This is a genomic window from Alkalibacterium sp., assembly GCF_046484155.1.
Classification (GTDB): domain Bacteria; phylum Bacillota; class Bacilli; order Lactobacillales; family Carnobacteriaceae_A; genus Alkalibacterium.
Genome location: NZ_JAWOBT010000117.1, coordinates 1 through 18,848 on the forward strand (window position 1 = coordinate 1; position 18,848 = coordinate 18,848).

Sequence of the window (18,848 nt, forward strand, 5' to 3'; positions counted from 1 at the left end):
CCTACCAGCATCAATGAATCTTTCTGTTTTTTAATGGCCTGAATCAATAATTCAAAACTTTTGGAATAACGAAAGAGCTTGAACGTTCTAAACACGCGCAACGATCGTGACAATCGCAATAATCTGAATAAACGAAACAATTGATTTACAAAAGTGAGTGATGGCAAAATCGACAACAGATCGATAATAGCATAGGGAGTAAAAGGATAACTGATAAATGCCGTTAGAGAATTTTTTTCAGTAAACTTAAAGTCTGCAGTTATAAAGCGAAGAATGTAATCCAATGAGAAAAAAACAACCGCAATGATTTCTAATCTCAAAAAGATCATTGTCTGTTCTTTAAATAGCAGCGGAATAACGCTGATCGCAATCATCAAAATATTGACAACATTATAGGCTTTACTTTGTATACTGGCATCATCTTCAACATCCAAAATACGGTACAGCTCTTTCCTCATCCTAGTCGCTCCTTTCTTCCCTGTATTTCAATACTTAACTTAGATTATAGCATATGAAGTTTTATCATAAACATCTAATACTTAAAATGAAATAATTAACGTTTCTCGATAATTAATTGTTGACTTGTATTAATCTATGGGTATATACTCTAAGTAAATAAAACAGAGGAGTGAACCATATGAACATCAAACGGTTTCGGACTGTTAGTAAATTACTATCCTTTAGCCTTAAACTAATTGGTGCCTTTTGTATTGTTATTATATTAATTGGAATAATATTTACGTTTTTTATAGATAATGTAGCTTTCATTGTTGGCTTCCCAGAAAATTCACTCATATTATTTCAAGATTCACGCGTAACAGAAGCAGATCATGCGTTTACTTCACTAATAATAGCTCCATTATTTCTTGCAGTATACAGTTATATCTTATTCAAAGGCAGTTTCTTGTTTGATCATTTAGCAAATGGTGAGACACCGTTTACCTTCGATTTTGCCGAATCGGTAAAATGGATCAGTTTCTTGCTGATTACTTTTGATATCATACTGCCGCTGCTCTATTCGCTGATTGTCAACCTCCGTGCCGATGAAGGGTTCTATTTCAATTTCGGACTCACTTCTTCTTTTTTCATCGGTTTAATCTTATATATAGTTAGTGGTGTCTTGAAATACGGCATCAGTTTGCAGGAGTTATCAGATGATACGATTTAATTTGAAAGGAAATATAAATAATGAGATATAGATTCTAAGTACATAAAAAAGGAGTGACTCATATGGACATCACACGGTTTCGTAATATCAGTAGATTTCTATCACTTTTGTTAAAAGGTTTTGGGACCCTTGCCATTGCCGCCTTACTCTTAATTGTCGTCTTTTCCTTTTTCTTGGAAATTGATTCTCCCTCAGTAAATGTCGCATTTTCCGAATCTCCTTTATTCTATTTCCAGGATTCACGTGTGACGGAAGCCGATTACAGACTAGGCGCCTTTATTATTGCACCGGTGTTCTTAGCCATAGGCAGCTATATCTTCTTCAAAGGCAGTTTTTTATTCGACCGACTGGTTCGTGGCGAGACACCTTTCACCTATGATTTTGCTGAATCGGTAAAGTGGATCAGCATCATTTTGATTGTGACTGATATTTTTCTCCCTCTGTTATATACGTTAGTTGTCAACTTGAGTGCGGATGAAGGGTTCTATTTTGTCTTTGACCTCTCTTCTTCATTCATGATCGGATTAATACTGTATATCGTGAGTGGCATCCTGAAATACGGCATCAGCTTACAAGAGTTGTCCGATGATACGATCTAAAGGGGGAATTAACCCATGCCCATCATAGTCAGGCTCGACCGCGTCATGGCGGACCGGAAAGTATCGCTCAAAGATTTAGCTGACGACGTTGGCATCTCCAACGTCAACCTTTCAAAATTAAAGACCGGCAAAGCAGTGGCCATCCGTTTCTCCACCCTGGACGCTATTTGTGAAGCGCTGGACTGCCAGCCTGGAGATATACTGGAGTATGAGAAAGAAGAATGACAAACTTCATATACCAGGAAACAGTGAATTGAAAAATAAATACAACAAAGCTGCTGAAATCGTTGTATGTTTAGTTCGCTATACTGATTAAGTGGTGAACTACATCTAACTGCCTTCTATATCAGGTTCGCTATCTTGTTTGATCTTTGAACTTGATCTAGAACCGTTCTACATGAAGTTCACAAGACCATTCGTTCATCCAACTGCATTCATAGTCGTTCTAGATCGAGTTCACCGGTAGCTTTCATCAACGAACTTAAACGATTCACACAAAATGAGCTTATAAGAACCTGATCTAGTCATTATTTAGAATTCATCACGATAAAACAGGAAAAGAACCATTCCCAGCTTTTGGGAATGGTTCTTTTCTATCCTAATTATCTTTTAACGGTTTAAAATCGATTTACTGTCTCGGGCAAAGATACTCTTCGTTTTTCTGACAGCCGCAATGCGTTCTTCGGCTAGAATGTCTGCGGCTTTATAGGTCGGGATGCCGTCGCGTTCGGCGATTTCGAATACTTTTTCGATCTGGTCATAGATTCGATCGACCGACATGCGTGCGCGTGCTGCGTTGTACCCGCCGTTGAATTCATCAGCGACTTGGATAACACCGCCCGCATTCAGGATATAGTCAGGTGCGTAGACGATACCCATTGCATCTAATTTATCACCATGACGCGTTTCAGCCAACTGATTGTTCGCCGCACCGGCAATGACTTTGATGCCGGCTTTTTCGATTTTCTTCAGGCTTTCGTCATTGATAGAAGCACCGAGTGCACAGGGCGCATAGATGTCCATTTTAATGTCGAACATGTTACCCACTTCAACGATATCACAGCCGAGTTCTCTGGCACGTTCTTTGGGTCCGGCAAAGATATCGGTCGCGTAAACTTTCGCACCCTCTTTGAGTGCGGCTTCAGCTAACAAGTATCCCACTTTCCCGACGCCTTCTACAAGGATGGATCTTCCTTGCAGTGAATCCGACCCGAACGCTTTTTTCACAGCGGCTTTCATACCAACATATACACCGTGAGCCGTGGAGGGTGAAGGATTGCCGGAAGTGCCCGGTTTAAGTCCCGTACCTGCGACGTAGTTCGTTTCCTGGTAGATATAATTCATTTCCACTTCGGTGGTTCCAACGTCTGCGGCAGTTATGTAACGGCCATTCATCCCTTCCACAAAACGCCCAAAGGCTCTGAACATCGCTTCTTTACTCACTTGGTTTTCAGGATCTTTCAGGATAACAGTTTTAGCTCCCCCAATGGGTAACCCACTTGCCGCATTTTTATATGTCATGCCGCGCGCTAGTCTGAGCACATCTTCGATCGCATCTTCTTCTTTTTTATATGCCCAGTAGCCTGTACCGCCTAACCCGGGGCCCAAAGTCGTATCATGAATACATGTGATGGCTTTCAAGCCTGTTTCTTTATCCTGCATGAAGATCATTTGCTCATAATCATGTTCTTCCAAGTTTTTGAATATTTCCATTCCTATAACGCCCTTTCCCTGTGGTTAGCTCTTCTTGTATCTTATTTTCATCATTTTTCTTCGAATGCACTATAAGAAGTTACTTGATCGTTAAATCCAGTTAACCGTTTTCATTTTTCTGTTGTATAATGAACTAATTAGCATACTAGTTGAAGGATGGTTTAGTTGGATATCAAACAGTTGAAATATTTTATAGAAGTTGCGAACACTAAAAATTTATCCAAAGCGGCGCGGAATTTATTCGTGACCCAGCCGACGCTTTCGTTCACCATTAAAAAGCTGGAAGCGGAACTCAATACAAAACTCTTCGATCCACATGACAAGACCTATAGTCTGACCCAGTCAGGTAAACTCCTGTATACACAGGGTGAAAAGATCGTCACTGACTTTGATACGCTGGTCAATACAATCCAGCATATGAAATCGGACTCAAAAGAAGTGATTCGTTTAGGACTCACTATCTTGTTTGCCGTCCAGTATATGCAGCAGATCTCCAATTTTATCGCGACCCATCAGAACGTCGATCTGATCATCACTCAAAACGGGTCCCGTAAAATCCAGGAAATGCTGGCCAACGATGAACTGGATATCGGCTTGGTATCCTTTCCCAATACACAGTCGAACGCCATTTCGATCGAGGCACTCAATACCTCGACCAAAGGCTATAACGTGCACGTTGTTGTCCCGGAAAATAACCCTCTAGCTGAAAAACACGTGTTAAAGTTTGCAGACCTGAAAGAGCAGCGGTTCTCGACTTTGAACGAAAACTTCATGCTCGGTCAGATGCTTCTGGATCGCAGCCGGCATTTGGGCTTTGAACCGAACATCGTCATGTATCATGACGACCTGCAGGTGCTGCTGTATAGTTTGCAGACGCTCGATTCCATCTGCTTGTTGCCGATCGAATACAAAGCGATCGGCGCCCTGGAAGGTCTGAAATGGATCCCCCTGCAGGATAAAAACGATTACTATCCCATTGGCGTTGCGTTGAAAAAAGGAAAGGCCCCAACCAAAGCGATCAATGACCTGATTGCTGAAATCAAAAAGAATTGACTGCTTTTGACAGTTTTGCTCACTTAGTTGAGTGAAACTGTTTTTTAATATATATCTGACTCATCTGAAAATTTCTGCAGGTTTTCTTTGACATCATTCAAGAAACGACCGGCTTGAAGGCCATCGATCATGCGGTGATCAATCGATAAGCACAAGTTGATCATATCGGCTGCTTTGAACCCACCATCTTCTGTCGGGACAAACCGTTTCACGATGCTTTCGACTTGTAAAATCGCTGCCTGCGGATGGTTGATGATGCCCATGGACTGGACCGAACCGAAACTGCCGGTATTGTTCAGGGTCATTGTGCCACCTTGACTGTCCTGATTACCTAATTTGCCGTCACGGGCTAAACTGGCCAAGCGGTCGATTTCTTTTGACAACCCACTGAGTGAATAATGATCGGCATGCTGGATCACGGGCACGAATAAATGGTCCTCCGTGGCGACAGCGACTGAGATATTGATGTCCTTATGGAAGACGATGTTGCCGTTATCCCATGACGCATTGATGATCGGGTGTTTCTTCAGCGCCTGCACCACGGCTTTAACGAAGAAGGGGAAGTAAGACAGCGCGATCCCTTCTTGTTCTTTGAATCGATCTTTCGTTTTGTTTCTTAAGTTAACGATATTGGAAACATCTGCCTCCACCATCAACCATGCATGGGGGATTTCTGACGTGCTTTGCACCATTTTCCTGGCGATGGCCTTGCGGATACGGTCAGCCGGGACCACTTCGTCGCGACTTGACTTGGATGAAGCAGCCGGTTCGGAAGCTGTTTCCACTTTTCTGCTCATTTCTCTTTTGATCATCTTTTTTTGAGCCTGTAAAGAGGGTTTTGGTATATCCACTTCAACATGAGATTCCCGCTGAGTGTCGACATCAAAGTTCAGGACATCCTTGCGCGTAATGCGCCCGTGTTTCCCTGACCCTTCAACCTGCTTCAGATCGATGTCTCTTTCCTGTGCGATCCGGACAACTGCCGGAGAGTACCGTGTATTTTTGTCCGTCTTAGATTCGGGCTCGGCAGATCCTTTTTGCCCGACGGACGTTTTCGTGTCTCTTTCGATCGATTGCTGTTCTGCTTCTTTCTTGATTTCCGCGTTGATATGCTCGGTCATCTCTTCTTTTTTCTCAGTGTCGGAAGAACGTTCTGCTCCGACAGGCTGTTCTGATTCGTCAGTATCCTCTGTATCTGCTGTTTCAATGGATACTATCGGTGTGCCGATTTTCACATCGGTATCGAGGTCAATCAAAAATTCTTTGACAATGCCTGAGTAATTCGACGGGATCTCGGTCGTCACTTTATCCGAAACCGCTTCGGCGATGGGATCGTATTTGTCTATTTTATCGCCTTCAGAAACTAACCACACAGCGATCGAGGCTTCCGTGACGCTTTCACCCAAGTGAGGCATCTTGATTATCTTTATACTCATTCACTCTTCCTCCTTAAAACTCTGCTAGTTCACGCATGGCATTCAGCACTTCTTCTTCAGTCACTAAAAATTCTCGCTCCAAAGCCAGCGCATAAGGCATGCTTGGTGAATCCGGACCAGCCAGTCGCTTGATCGGTGCATCCAGGTCAAACAGTGCTTCTTCGGCAATAATGGCTGAAATTTCACTCATGACGCTGCCTTCCAAATTATCTTCAGTCACCAGCAGCACTTTACCTGTCTTCCTCGCTGCCTTGACCAGGGTCTCTTTGTCTAAGGGATAAATGGAACGAACGTCCACCACTTCTGCTTCAAAGCCTTCTTCGCTCAAGGTTTCAGCGGCTTTGAGGGCATGATTCAAGACCATACCGTATCCGATAACCGTGATGTCATCGCCTTCTCTGACCACATTGGCTTTGTCGATGGGTACGACGTGATCGTCTTCCGGCACGTCTTCTTTGAGCAGACGGTACAGGCGTTTATGTTCATAGAACAGTACTGGGTCATCACAGCGGATGGCTGCTTTGATCAACGCTTTTGCATCACGTGGTGACGACGGGGTCACGATTCTGAGCCCCGGTTGTCCGAACAACACTTTTTCGGTCGACTGGGAGTGATAAAGCCCGCCGCGCACACCTCCGCCATAGGGGGCACGGAAAGTGATCGGTGCGGTCCAGTCGCCTTTCGTCCGGTAACGCATGCGGCTCGCTTCGGAAATCAGCTGGTTCACGGCCGGCAGGATATAATCGGCAAACTGGAATTCCCCGATCGCTCTGTACCCCACTGTGCCGAGCCCCACTGCGAGTCCTCCGATCAGACCTTCCGTCAGCGGGGTATTGAAGCAGCGCTCATCGCCAAATTTCTCAGCTAATCCTTTGGTTACCCCAAAGACACCGCCTTTCTTGCCTCCAACGTCTTCTCCAAAGATTACCACTTTTTCATCTCGAGCCATTTCTTCTTCGATTCCTTTATGAATGGCTTCTAAGTATGTCATCATTGCCATGGGCTTAACGCATCCTTTCTTCCTTTATTTATCTGCATAGACTTGTTCAAGTATGGTATCCGGTGTTGGATCAGGCATGGCTTCTGCTTCGTCCGTCGCCTGGTTGATTTCTTCTTTAAGTTCTTTGTCTATTGCTTTGATCTCTTCACGGGTCAGGTACCCTTCATCGATGAGTTGTTTTTCAAACAAGAGCAATCCGTCATGTTTCTTCAGGTTTTCGATATCCTCTTTCGAACGGTACACAGAGTGATCATCATCCGCCGAATGCGCGGTCAAACGGGTCACCATCAATTCGATCAAAGCGGGCCCTTTGCCGTTCCGTGCATCCTCTACAACTTGCTTGAAGGCCAGATAAGATTCCACAAAGTCGTGGCCGTCTACCTGTATGCCCGTAAAACCGAAAGCCGGCCCGCGCTCAGACAGTTTCTCGCTGGCATACTGTTCTTCTCGTCCAACGGAGATCGCGTAGCCGTTGTTTTCAAACACAAAGATGAGCGGCAATTTCTTCACGCCGGCAAAGTTCATGGCTTCCTGCACTTCACCCTGGTTGGCTGCCCCTTCACCTGTTGTCGTCAGGGTAACGTAGTCTTTTTTACCAAGTTGAGCACCATAAGCGACACCCGTTGCCAGCGGGAACTGTGTGCTCACTGTGGACGAATGCGTCACGATGTTATGTTCTTTGGAGCCGTAATGGTTCGGCATCTGACGGCCATGGGAAGACGGGTCGGCTTCTTTACCGAGTGAACCGAGCAAAATATCTTTCGGTGTCATCCCCCAGACCAGGCACGGTGTCATGTCCCGGTAGTAAGGCAGGAAATAATCTTTGTCGTGGTCAAAAGCCATGGCCATCGCCACTTGTCCCACTTCATGCCCCTGTCCCGAGATGTTGAACGAAGTCTTGCCGATACGCGTCAATTGCCAGAGGCGTTCGTCCAGGCGCCGTCCTAGTAAAACGTATCTGTACGCTTTGATGATTGCTTCTTTTGTTAAACCAGATTCTGCCAGTTTTTTCATAGTCTCTTCACACTCGCTTTCTTATTTATGAATCGCTAATTTATAGACATCCAGTGCTGCTTCTTGAATCGCTTCCGTCAGGGTCGGATGCGGATGAATCGCTTCGCCGATCTCAAGCGGTGTCGCATTCAGATAAATCGCTGTGCTCATTTCAGAAATCAGTTCCGTCGCATGCGGACCAATGATGGACACGCCGATCAAGTCATCGCTTCCCTCATCTCTCATCACTTCGACAAACCCATCTGCGTTGCCCTGAATCAAGGCTTTGCCGTTGACATTGAAGTTGAACGTGCCCATTTTGACTTTTCTACCTTCCGGCAGTGTTTCTCTCGTATAGCCCACACTGGCTATTTCAGGTATCGTATAGGTGCAGCGTGGCACATTCAGATAATTGATCGGTTCACTGGTTTCGTGAACGATGTGTTCCACGGCCAGTTCGCCTTCTTTCATCGCCACGTGCGCGAGCTGCAAGGTATCGATGCAGTCCCCGATCGCATAAATGTGGCTTTCTGTCGTCTGGTAATGATCGTTCACGTGGATCCCTTTGGCATCATATTTAATCGAGGTGTTCTGAAGACCGATCCCATCCACATTCGGTTTTCTGCCGATCGCGACCATCACTTTTTCAAACGACAAAGACGTGTCTTTTCCATTTAGAGAAAGACTGACCCTGCCGTCTGCTTTTTCCACTCCTTCAACGAGCTGGCTGAGTTCCACCCGAATACCGCGTCGTTTGAACTGTTTGAGCAACGCTTTAGAAACCGTCCTGCTTTCGTTGACGATCAATCGGTCCAATGCTTCAAAGATCGTGACTTCGACACCCAAACTGTGAAGAAGTGACGCCCACTCGACACCGATCACACCGCCACCAATGATGGCGATGGACTCCGGCAATTCGTCAAGTTGAAGCATCCCGTAAGATGATAAGATGGTTTCTTCATCCAATGGCAGCTGCGGCAAGGTGGCTGGACTTGATCCCGTGGCAATGATCAGTTTTTTTGACACATAGATTTCTTCTTCTTTGTCTTCGTCGTCAAACGTCACGGCTACGGCGCCAGAGACCGGCGAAAAAATCGACGGACCCAATACGGCACCTTTGCCGTATACCACTTTGATTTTGTTTTTCTTCACCAGCCCCTGTATCCCCCGGTAAAGCTGATCGACTATGGCTTGTTTTCGTTCGTTCACTTTTGCAAAATCGACTTGCGGTACATCGCTGATGTCTATGCCGAATTCTTTTGCGTTCTTCAAGGTGTCCATCACTTCCGCACTTCTAAGCAGCGCTTTTGTTGGAATGCAGCCCCAGTGGAGACACGTTCCACCAAGCTTGTCCTGTTCTATCAGTACCACGTCCATGCCCTGCTTTGCTGCCTGTATGGCTGCGACATAGCCGCCTGTTCCGCCACCTAAAATCAGAAGGTCTGTTTCTATCGCCATCGCTTTCCCCTCACTTATCCACTATTTGTCTCGCTGTATCGCTTCGGTTCCTCTTCGTTGTTCAAGACGCGCATTACGCCTTCGTGCAGGGCATCCATTTCCATTTCACCCGGCATGACTTCCACCGGTGCTATCCAGGACACGCGCTCTTTGATATGTTCCACGACAAACGCACTATAACTGGCGCCACCGGTCAGGATGATCACATCGACGTCGCCTTTCAAGACCGTCGCCATTTCGCCAATGGCTTTCGCGATCTGATACGTCATCGCTTCGAGATAATCTGCGGCTTTTTGGTCGCCCTTATCGATTTTTTCGATCACATTCCTCAAATCGATTTCGTTCAAGTAAGAATTGATGCCTCCTTCACCGGCCAGCATTTTTTTGATCTGATCCAGTGTCAACGCTTTTTCCAGGATCATCCTGGCAAAGTCATACAGAGGCAAACCGCCTGTGCGTTCCGGTGTAAACGGTCCTTCGCCGTCCAAGCCGTTGACCACATCGATCATCCTGCCCTTGTAATGTGCCCCGATGCTTGACCCGCCACCTAGATGCGCAACGATGACATTGCTCTCTGTGTATTTCTTGTTTTTTTGCTGCAGGATTTTTCTGGCTACCGCTTTCTGGTTCAAGGCATGAGCCACACTGCGGCGTTCGATCCCTTTCAAACCTGAGATGCGGGCGATGTCAGCCATCTCGTCCACAACCACCGGATCGACGATATACGCGTTCACACCCGCTGTTTCGGCAATCTCATTCGCCAAGACAGCCCCAAGGTTCGATGCATGAGTGCTGTATTTCTCTTCTCTTAGATCTTTCAGCATCGCCTCATCGACTACGTACGTTCCGCCTGGGATAGGTTTCAAAAGCCCTCCCCGACCCACGACCGCTTGTAGATCTTCCGGTTTATAGCCTTCCTTTTTCAAGAAGTCTAGAATAACTTGCTTACGAAACGCTTTCTGATCGATGATCCCATTATATTGAGCAAGTTCCTCAATCTTATGACGGATCGTTTCAGACGCTACTGATTGCTTCTCGTTGTATAGAGAGACTTTCGTGGATGTCGAACCCGGATTGATCACTAATATCAATTTTTTCATAGACGACCCCCGACAGTTTTTCCTTCAGTCACTTGCATCAAGGCAAATTTCAAAGCATACAGCTTACTTTCCACATCATCACTGCGGGACGTTAAGACGATCGGTACTTTTGTGCCGACGATCGTTCCTCCCATGATCGCTTCTCCAAAGAGTATGAAGGATTTATACAAGACATTTCCCACATCGATATTGGGGACCACCAGAATATCTGCATCGCCCTGAATCGGTCCTTCAAACTGCTTATGTTCCACTGCTGTTTTAGATAATGATAAATCGAGTGAAAGTGGACCGTAGACGGTTGCTTCTAAACTATCCTTGAACCGTTCTGTTAATGCTTTAGAAAGCACCGATGAAGGCATTTTCGGATTATAGTTTTCCGCTGAACTGATCAATGCTACTTTTGGATGATCCATCCCAATCGCCTTTCCTACTTTTATGACATTGTGGATGATTTGCTCAAGCTGATCCTCTGTCGGCATGATGTTCATCCCGGCGTCCGTGAGTAAAATTTGTCGGTCCAAAGCCGGCAGATTGACTAAAGCAACATGCGACAGCAGTTCCTGCGTTTTCAAGTCATGTTCTTTTTTCAGCAGTTCTTTTAATAAGGCATGTGTCTGTACGCCTCCTTTTAATAGAATATCCGCTTCCTGGTTCACGACGCTCTTCACCGTTTGACGCACCATATCTTCTTGTGATTCACACCGTATGTATTCCCACGTTTCTTCATGGTCGATATCGGGTTCGACGTCAAACACTTTAAATTTCACGCTATTTTTGAATTCAATTTGACTTAATCTTGCCAGTTCCAAAATTTCTTCTCTAGAACCACCTGCAACTGCAACTGTTGTCATGCTGTCCACTCCCTTGGTTTTGTAAGCGCTTAAATCAAGTTTACCTTATTTTTTTTAATTAGCAAATACTTAATATGTATGGAACTATAAATTTTTTTTATAGCTCTAAACATTCCACGTGAAATTGTTCTATTTGAACCAAATAAAGGTGAATTCTAGATGGAAAAAGCAAATTTTCGGAGATTTTTCGCACTGATGCTTACCAGTTTTTCAAGGTATGAATTAAAAATTTTACAAGCGGACGGGATTAGCCCCGCTTCTGTTCATAAGCTATCTATTCTGACACTTTTTTTTATATTTTTTATTGTGAAAGCCACTTGTGAAAAGCCTGTTCAAGCCTTACAATAGTGGCAGATAAAACGTTCTACCACTAACACTTTCTTATCCTTTCGGAGTAAACGCTTTCGAAAAAACGGGGTTAAAAGGTCCCTCCATTCATGGTACAATCCTCGAGAGTTAGGTTCTTAACTATATTGAGAAATGACTATCAAAGAAGGAGTGTTATTATTATGAAACAAACGAGAGAACACTGGGGATCGCGCTGGGGATTTATTTTAGCAACCATGGGCTCGGCGGTCGGTCTGGGCAATATCTGGCGTTTCTCCTATGCCATGGGGGAAGGCGGCGGGTCTGCTTTCTTGATCATTTACCTCGCTAGTGTCTTATTGCTCGGTTTCCCAGTCATGCTGGTCGAATTCTCGATCGGACGTCGCGCGCAAGCAGACGCGGTCGAATCGTTCAAGAAAATCGCACCTAAAACAGCCTGGTTCATCGCGGGCGGTCTGGGCGTACTGGCCGCTTTCCTGATCTTGTCTTTCTATGGTGTGATCGGGGGCTGGTCACTGCGTTATACCTGGGAATATATTTCAGGTGGCATCACCGGTGATTCGCAGGCCTTTTTCGTCAATTTTATTGGTGATTCTGTTTCCCCCATCTTATGGCAATCGTTGTTTATGTTGCTTGCCGTTGGCATCGTGTTTATTGGTGTACAAAAGGGCATTGAACTGACGAGTAAATTGATGATGCCCATTTTAAGTATTCTGCTCATCAGTCTAGCGATTTACAGCTTGACCTTAGGCGGCACAACTGAAGCCCTCAACTTTATGTTCCGACCCGACTGGGAGGCGTTTACCGATCCGAATGTCTATGTGGTGGCGATGGGACAAGCGTTCTTCACATTAAGCTTAGGCATGGGTATCATGCTGACGTACAGCAGTTATTTAAATCCAGATGAACGACTGCCCTCTTCGGCAGCGATCATCATTGCACTGGATACGGCATTCGCTATCATTTCAGGTCTGGTCATTTTCCCGGCCCTCTTTGCTTACGGTTTGGATCCGGCAGAAGGCGCCGGCTTGGTCTTTATCGTGTTACCCACGATCTTTAAAGCACTCGGCGGTGTTGGTGTCTTTGTCGGACTCATCTTCTTTGTCCTCTTCACCTTGGCGGCCCTATCTTCAGCCATTTCACTGCTTGAAGTATCCGTCGCTTACTTTATGCGCCGATTCAATATGTCGCGTAAAATCGTGACCGTCTTAACAGGTATAGCCATCACCCTACTTGGAGTCGTTTCATCACTCAGTCAGGGAGCGATGGAGATCACGATCTTTGGCGACAGCTTCCTGGACTTCATTGACGGTTTTACAGGGAACGTGCTGCTTCCGCTTAGTGCCCTGTTATCCGTTATCTTCGTGACATGGACATGGGATACAGACGAGATCCTCGAACACACCGATACCAAAGATACCTCATGGGGACCGCTCTATATCTTTGTTGCTAAATTCATCGCCCCTCTTGCCATACTGGTAGTTTTGATCATGGGCATGTTCAACTGGCTAGGTAATTAAAAAATCAGTAAATGTATTTTTAATAAAAATAAAGCCCGCTGCTCTGCACACTTGCTTGTGTGAGGACAGCGGGCTTTATTTTATTTACTTTCAGATCGATCGAAAACTATAAACTTACTCATATTCTTTTTCAAATGTCTTGGTGCTTCTCACCGTGTCGATGTGACGCACTTCATTTTCGATGATGTCACGCTGATTTTCCAAAAATGGCGGGAGAGACAGTTTCTCTCCCAGTGTTTCGTATGGTTCGTCTTCCATAAATCCAGGTCCTTCTGTCGCTAATTCCACAAGGATACCGGCTGTGACGCGTGCGTATAAAGAACCGAAATAGAAACGGTCCACAAAGCCTGAATTGGGTAACTGAAAGGACTGGTATCTTTTCTTCCAATCATCCAAGTCGTCTTTGTCATCCACGCGGAAAGCCATGTGGTGTACCGTGCCGTAGCCCTGCTGGTGGCGTGGCATTTTCAGGTCGTGTTCAACCACCACTTCTGCACCGTTGCCGCCTTCACCCATTTCAAACAGATAAAGATCGCCTTCTGTATCGATGTGCTTCATGTCATAGACCTGTTCGAGGATTGCTTTGATATGATCCAGATCCATATAACGTATAAACATGCGCCCGAGTCCAGTGATGGCAAACTCAAGCGGTATCGGACCGTCCTGCCAAGGCGTACCCGATGCAACACCCTGGTTGTTTTCGTCAGAGATCAGCTGATAGGACTGCTCATCGAAATCGACGAACGGTAAGACCTGCTTGCCGAACTGTTCCTGAATGCCTTCGTGTTTCACCTTTAGACGGTCAAAACGTTTGACCCAGTAATCGAGTGCTTTATCTGTGGGTACTCTGAAGCTCGTCCGAGCGATTTCATCATTTCCATGAACCCCTTTGGAAATCCCTGGAAAATCGAAGAATGTCATATCCGTTCCGGCACTGCCTGTATCGTCCGCAAAGAACAAGTGATACGTTTGAATATCATCCTGATTGACCGTCTTTTTGACTAGACGTAATCCTAAGACATGGGTGAAAAAATCATAGATATTTTCTGCACTGCTGGTGATCGCCGTGACGTGATGAATCCCTTTTAATGGTTTCATAAGTTTAAGTCCTCCTATATTGTGTATACTAACTAACATGATATTTTATTACGAATTCGAGATAATTATAGCGTACACCCCTCTTTATTGTCAACTATTCACTTCCACTATACGACTTCACTCTTTCCATTAATACAAAAACACCTGATTAGTTATTGACATGAAGATAACTGATCAAGTGTTTTGAAATTATTTAACGTGTTGAAGAAATGGGTCATTGACTGTCTTTAATTATCCAGTTCAGTTGACCTGCTGTTATCCGGACTGAATTCTGTCCGAGACATGTCACCCCAGCTTTTATTGTGCCGTTTATATTCAAAGAATGCAGTGAATCTCCACCATGCGTTTAATTGGCGATATCCGAAATTCTCCAACACACTGAAAATCATCAATAATAAGTATTCAGAAACGTCCTCGTATTTCGAAAAATTATATTCATCCAGCAAGATTGCGCTGCTGGATAAAAAGACACCATATAAGACAGATACTGCAAGGAAAAGCAGAAAGAACTCCAGGCTGATTATGCCCAACCAGAATGACACGATAAACGAAAGGTAACCTAACACCTCGATCACCGCCCCTAACATTTCCACAAAGAAATAATAAGGCATTGCCAGTAATCCAACAACCCCATATTTGGGATTAAACAACATTTTCTTGTGATTGAACAGGCTGTCCATCAACCCTTTTTGCCAACGTTTACGCTGACTTTTCAATGTTTTCTTATCTTCAGGTACTTGTGTCCAGCACACAGGGTCCGGAACAAAGACAATTTTATAAGGTGTCTTACTTTCAATCATTTTCCGGTGTATTTTGACGACCAATTCCATGTCTTCTCCGATCGTATCCTCTGTATACCCGCCAGCTTCAATTACAACACTTTTCCGAAAAACCCCAAATGCGCCTGAAACGATCAACAATGCGTTCAGACTCCCCCAGCCTAGTCTACCGAATAAGAAGGCTCTTAAGTATTCGACCGTTTGAAAGCGCACCAGATTGTTTTTACTTAAATTTACTGATTCGATAAATCCTTTGTCGACAACACAATCATTTACCGGTCTCACTACCCCGCCGGATACAATGACCGTAGGATCCTCAACGAATGGTCTGATCACCTTGGCTAAAGAATCTCTTTCAATAATTGAATCTGCATCAATGGCTGTAATGATCGGATATTCTGAAATGTTTATCCCTGCATTTAGAGCATCCGCTTTTCCACCGTTCTCTTTATCCACTACTACAATGTTTTCAAATATGGAAGAGCGATAAATGGCCTTGATTTCTTTGGTATTAATTTTTTTCCTGTAAGGCATATCTATCTTTGTCAGTTTTAATTCCTGAATCAGCTGTTCCAAGGTCGTGTCTTTCGACCCGTCATTAACTATGACCAATTGAAATTCGCTATATTCCAGGCTTAATAATGCTTTGACATTATTGACAATGGTCTTTCCTTCATTGAAGCAGGGAACAATAATTGATAATGGTGGCGTATAACTCGATGCTACCATCTCATCATAGGACCAGTACTTCTTTTTTTGACGATCGATATATAAGGCTCGAATCGATACGAAAAACAACAGTGTATATACAGTATTTATAAAAATCACGTAATACAATATAAAATTATTGAAATGCTTAATAAGCTCTATTAAAAAATCTGCAAATAAATCCATTATGGTCTCCTAAACATTGGTATTTTACTGTTGCAACTGATTATGTAACCCGGTTCGTAATAGGATCTAACCGGTTCTCATTCGAATAAAGCTTCTTTCTGTAAAACGGCATTCGCGGCATCTCTTGCAAAAAGGTCATCAGAATCCAGTAATTCAAGTAAAGCCTGATGGCCTCTCTTTTTGAGAGCAATTAGGGACTCGGCAGCGTTGTGGCGAACATACCAGTTCTTATCACTCATAAAGTCCGTTAAGATCTTGATCGATTCATCGCTGTTTACTTTTCTGAGATACTTAGCCAAGAAAGACCTGACTTCCCATTCCTGATCATTTTCCAGGGACATAATGTATGATAAATATTCATCATCACCTATGTTCCCAAGCCTGTAAGCCGCTTTTAATGCAGCAATCCTCAGCTCTTTCTGCGGATGACCAATCATCTCCTCGATCCATTTAACGCTTTCCCGATACTGTCTTTTTCCGCTTTCTTCTAAAGCGATCACCTGCAAAAATATATCACCCGATTCCATAATATCCACGAGCATCTCTTTGATATCGCCTTCTACCAGTTCAATGAGTGATAATATATTATTTTTACTCATTCGTGTCTGTGCAGTTGCTTTTTCTAATATTTCCCTTAAATATAATGAATTACCTAACTTGATCAAGCTTCTAGCCGTAACGAAAAACAACTCATTATCTGATGTCTGCAGCTGTTTTAGTAAGAGCGGTAACATTTCACTTAATTCATATTCGCCGGCTAAGTATGTTCCAGTCTTCTTTTTCCAAATATTACTGCTGTTCAGATAACCTTCCACTTTATCAATTACCGAATTCTTTCCGATATTTTTCAACAATAGCGTCTGATTTGTTCCTGAAATCAAGGAATTGTAATCTAGAACAAGTGATTGTAATACCTTTTTTTCCAGGTAAGATTTAGGCTCGATCGCTAACTCACTGTCTTGTTTGGTAATAAAACGCAGAAAGTCTTCTTCAAATGTTTTCCTTATTCCTGCTTTTTTGTTCCTTACCACTTTCATCGCTACCTTTTTGATCAGCAAAAAAATAAATATCATTACATTGACGGCAAGCAATACAATCAATAATCTCCATACATACTGTCTCAACATTTTATGTCCTACCTCTACTAAGTCGTTAGTATTTTCTTGATCTTATGTTCCAGAACATCCAGCGAGAAAGGTTTTTCGAAGAAATCATCAGCGCCTAACTTCAAACTCTCCATCACTGTTGCTTCGCTGTGCTTGCCTGAAATCATGATGATTTTTGGGTTCACACTCAAACTGACAGCCTTCATCTTTTTAAGTACTTCTATTCCTGTCACCTTTGGAAGCATGATATCCAACAAAACAAGATCATAGGTATGCTGACCCAATTTGTCCAGTGCCTCTTGTCCATCTTTCGCATATTCGACATCATAGCCAAGATAGCCGAGTCTGGTTTTGATAATATTCGTCAGTAGCAATTCATCATCTACAACTAGGATTTTATTTTTAGAAACACGTAATCTTTCGTTTTGCAGGATGATCTGATTTTTCCCTTTTTCTTTAGCTATATACAAAGCTTTGTCCGCTTTTTCCAGCAAGGATGTTTTGCTTTGCTCCTTGCTATTTAGTTCAGCTATCCCCGAACTGAAGGTAACTGGGATGTCCCCTTTATCATCTGGTGCAGGGAACACTTTTGAAAGCATATCCAATTTGATGTGCTCCATAACTAATTTAGCTTCTTCGCCTGTCGTTTGCGGAAACAAGATCAGAAATTCATCGCCACCAAAGCGAAAGACTTCCCTATCTTTTTCAAGGTTAGCTGTTATTACCTCTACAAAACTGATTAAAACTTGATCTCCGAAAAGGTGGCCATGCGTATCATTGATATTTTTAAAATAATCCAAATCAAGAAAGGCTACCGAGAAAGCTTCGTCATGCTTGATGAAGTGCTCTTTTTCTTTCTCGAATCTTTTGATAAAGTGTTTTCGTGTGAACGCATTTGTCAGTTCATCTCTTTGATTTTGATCTTCATTTATTTTTATTTTTTTGATTGTTCCATTTATTCGAGCTATAAGTTCATCCGGATCAACCGGTTTCTGATAAATAATTTCGGCACCCTTTCTAAGCGCCTCATATCTTATTTCTTTTTTACTCAGCCCGGTCAAAAATATTATCGGCGTATCGATGTTCAGCTCCCTTATTTCTTCATACACATCAAATCCTGATTTTTTCGGCATAACAACATCTATGATGGCAAGATCGATCTTTTCACTCTTCAGATACTCAATGGCATCATTTCCATTATTTGTTACGAAGACTTCAAATCCCTGGTTTTTCAGTAACTCTTCCAAGAAATCCAGCATGGAGACATCATCATCTACAATCAGTATTTTCCCTGATAGCAGAATCTCTTCACCTACTGCATCGTTTGAAGGATCCATGGGCATATTTTCTATTAAGACAGCACTTAAACGTTGCTCGATTAAATCCAGTAAGTTTCCTGTTCCTTTGACCAATTCAGAATAATACTCAGGGTCACTTGCCAAGTGTTCTTTCTTGCTTACCATCAGTTCTTCAATATCGGCGGCTACCAACGAAATATCATGTAACTCCAAGGTGCCTGATGTCCCTTTCACGCTATGATAGAATTGATATAGGGCATTGTAATCTTCTTCATTTTCTTTATTTAAAAAAGCAATCAAATTTCTGGCGATATGTTTGATCTGTTCATTTTTTTCAACCAGAAATTGCCGCTGACTTCTTTTTATTATGTTTTGAAGCTTCTCTTTATTCAAAATATTCCTCCTGCTTTAATTTACAGACTGTCTTGGTTGTTATACACAACGGCGCCTCTGAA

18 protein-coding genes and 1 pseudogene are annotated in these 18,848 nt (G+C 43.5%); 6 read left to right on the forward strand and 13 right to left on the reverse strand.

What is annotated here, in order from left to right:
* A partial coding sequence (locus R6U02_RS08460; RefSeq protein ID WP_410263177.1) for an ion transporter occupies nt 1-458 on the reverse strand: 458 nt, incomplete at its 3' end.
* A 179-nt stretch (nt 459-637) separates the two neighbouring features.
* On the opposite strand from R6U02_RS08460, the gene R6U02_RS08465 reads away from it, so the two are divergent.
* From R6U02_RS08465 to R6U02_RS08475, 3 genes are all read left to right on the forward strand, one after another.
* Nucleotides 638-1,168, forward strand: coding sequence for a DUF2975 domain-containing protein (locus tag R6U02_RS08465; RefSeq protein ID WP_410263178.1), 531 nt, complete (start codon nt 638-640; stop codon nt 1,166-1,168).
* Nucleotides 1,169-1,230: 62 nt separating this feature from the next.
* Nucleotides 1,231-1,767 carry a hypothetical protein gene (locus R6U02_RS08470; RefSeq protein WP_410263179.1) on the forward strand — a complete coding sequence of 179 codons (537 nt, stop codon included), beginning with the start codon at nt 1,231-1,233 and terminating at the stop codon, nt 1,765-1,767.
* Nucleotides 1,768-1,782: 15 nt separating this feature from the next.
* Nucleotides 1,783-1,992 (forward strand): helix-turn-helix domain-containing protein, encoded by a 210-nt coding sequence (locus tag R6U02_RS08475; protein ID WP_410263180.1) that lies wholly within the window; start codon nt 1,783-1,785, stop codon nt 1,990-1,992.
* A gap of 384 nt (nt 1,993-2,376) precedes the next feature.
* On the opposite strand, the gene R6U02_RS08480 is transcribed toward R6U02_RS08475, so the two are convergent.
* Both R6U02_RS08480 and R6U02_RS08485 read right to left on the reverse strand, forming a co-directional pair.
* Nucleotides 2,377-3,006, reverse strand: a complete 630-nt coding sequence (locus R6U02_RS08480) for a Glu/Leu/Phe/Val dehydrogenase family protein (protein ID WP_410263199.1) — start codon at nt 3,004-3,006, stop codon at nt 2,377-2,379.
* Between the two features lie 90 nt (nt 3,007-3,096).
* Nucleotides 3,097-3,480 (reverse strand): annotated as a pseudogene (locus tag R6U02_RS08485) (Glu/Leu/Phe/Val dehydrogenase dimerization domain-containing protein); the annotation flags it as partial.
* A gap of 165 nt (nt 3,481-3,645) precedes the next feature.
* Here R6U02_RS08485 and R6U02_RS08490 point away from each other — a divergent pair.
* Nucleotides 3,646-4,533 (forward strand): LysR substrate-binding domain-containing protein, encoded by an 888-nt coding sequence (locus R6U02_RS08490; RefSeq protein WP_410263181.1) that lies wholly within the window; start codon nt 3,646-3,648, stop codon nt 4,531-4,533.
* 44 nt (nt 4,534-4,577) lie between these two features.
* Here R6U02_RS08490 and R6U02_RS08495 read toward each other — a convergent pair whose 3' ends face one another.
* Genes R6U02_RS08495 through R6U02_RS08520 form a run of 6 tightly spaced genes read right to left on the reverse strand, consistent with a single transcriptional unit; the run spans nt 4,578 to nt 11,371 of the window.
* On the reverse strand, nt 4,578-5,969 hold the full coding sequence (locus R6U02_RS08495; protein ID WP_410263182.1) for a dihydrolipoamide acetyltransferase family protein: 1,392 nt from the start codon (nt 5,967-5,969) through the stop codon (nt 4,578-4,580).
* A gap of 13 nt (nt 5,970-5,982) precedes the next feature.
* Nucleotides 5,983-6,969, reverse strand: a complete 987-nt coding sequence (locus R6U02_RS08500) for an alpha-ketoacid dehydrogenase subunit beta (protein WP_410263183.1) — start codon at nt 6,967-6,969, stop codon at nt 5,983-5,985.
* 24 nt (nt 6,970-6,993) lie between these two features.
* Nucleotides 6,994-7,983, reverse strand: a complete 990-nt coding sequence (locus R6U02_RS08505) for a thiamine pyrophosphate-dependent dehydrogenase E1 component subunit alpha (RefSeq protein WP_410263184.1) — start codon at nt 7,981-7,983, stop codon at nt 6,994-6,996.
* 21 nt (nt 7,984-8,004) lie between these two features.
* Nucleotides 8,005-9,420: a dihydrolipoyl dehydrogenase gene (gene lpdA / locus R6U02_RS08510; RefSeq protein ID WP_410263185.1), complete on the reverse strand. Its 1,416-nt coding sequence runs from the start codon at nt 9,418-9,420 to the stop codon at nt 8,005-8,007.
* 14 nt (nt 9,421-9,434) lie between these two features.
* On the reverse strand, nt 9,435-10,520 hold the full coding sequence (gene buk / locus R6U02_RS08515) for a butyrate kinase (RefSeq protein ID WP_410263186.1): 1,086 nt from the start codon (nt 10,518-10,520) through the stop codon (nt 9,435-9,437).
* Nucleotides 10,517-11,371: a phosphate acyltransferase gene (locus tag R6U02_RS08520; RefSeq protein ID WP_410263187.1), complete on the reverse strand. Its 855-nt coding sequence runs from the start codon at nt 11,369-11,371 to the stop codon at nt 10,517-10,519. Before R6U02_RS08520 ends, buk begins: the two co-directional genes overlap by 4 nt.
* A 159-nt stretch (nt 11,372-11,530) precedes the next feature.
* Between R6U02_RS08520 and R6U02_RS08525 the strand changes: the two genes are divergently transcribed.
* Both R6U02_RS08525 and R6U02_RS08530 read left to right on the forward strand, forming a co-directional pair.
* The gene (locus R6U02_RS08525; RefSeq protein WP_410263188.1) at nt 11,531-11,719 is read left to right on the forward strand and encodes a hypothetical protein; all 189 of its coding nucleotides are present in this window, start codon (nt 11,531-11,533) and stop codon (nt 11,717-11,719) included.
* A gap of 161 nt (nt 11,720-11,880) precedes the next feature.
* Nucleotides 11,881-13,218: a sodium-dependent transporter gene (locus R6U02_RS08530; RefSeq protein ID WP_410263189.1), complete on the forward strand. Its 1,338-nt coding sequence runs from the start codon at nt 11,881-11,883 to the stop codon at nt 13,216-13,218.
* 114 nt (nt 13,219-13,332) lie between these two features.
* Here R6U02_RS08530 and R6U02_RS08535 read toward each other — a convergent pair whose 3' ends face one another.
* The 4 genes from R6U02_RS08535 to R6U02_RS08550 all read right to left on the reverse strand — a co-directional run bounded on the left by R6U02_RS08535 (nt 13,333) and on the right by R6U02_RS08550 (nt 18,786).
* Nucleotides 13,333-14,316 (reverse strand): VOC family protein, encoded by a 984-nt coding sequence (locus R6U02_RS08535; RefSeq protein WP_410263190.1) that lies wholly within the window; start codon nt 14,314-14,316, stop codon nt 13,333-13,335.
* A gap of 227 nt (nt 14,317-14,543) precedes the next feature.
* Nucleotides 14,544-15,989: a glycosyltransferase family 2 protein gene (locus R6U02_RS08540; RefSeq protein WP_410263191.1), complete on the reverse strand. Its 1,446-nt coding sequence runs from the start codon at nt 15,987-15,989 to the stop codon at nt 14,544-14,546.
* 77 nt (nt 15,990-16,066) lie between these two features.
* Complete coding sequence (locus R6U02_RS08545; protein ID WP_410263192.1) at nt 16,067-17,116, reverse strand: HEAT repeat domain-containing protein; 1,050 nt, start codon at nt 17,114-17,116, stop codon at nt 16,067-16,069.
* Between the two features lie 17 nt (nt 17,117-17,133).
* Nucleotides 17,134-18,786 (reverse strand): response regulator, encoded by a 1,653-nt coding sequence (locus R6U02_RS08550; RefSeq protein ID WP_410263193.1) that lies wholly within the window; start codon nt 18,784-18,786, stop codon nt 17,134-17,136.
* Nucleotides 18,787-18,848: the final 62 nt, after the last annotated feature.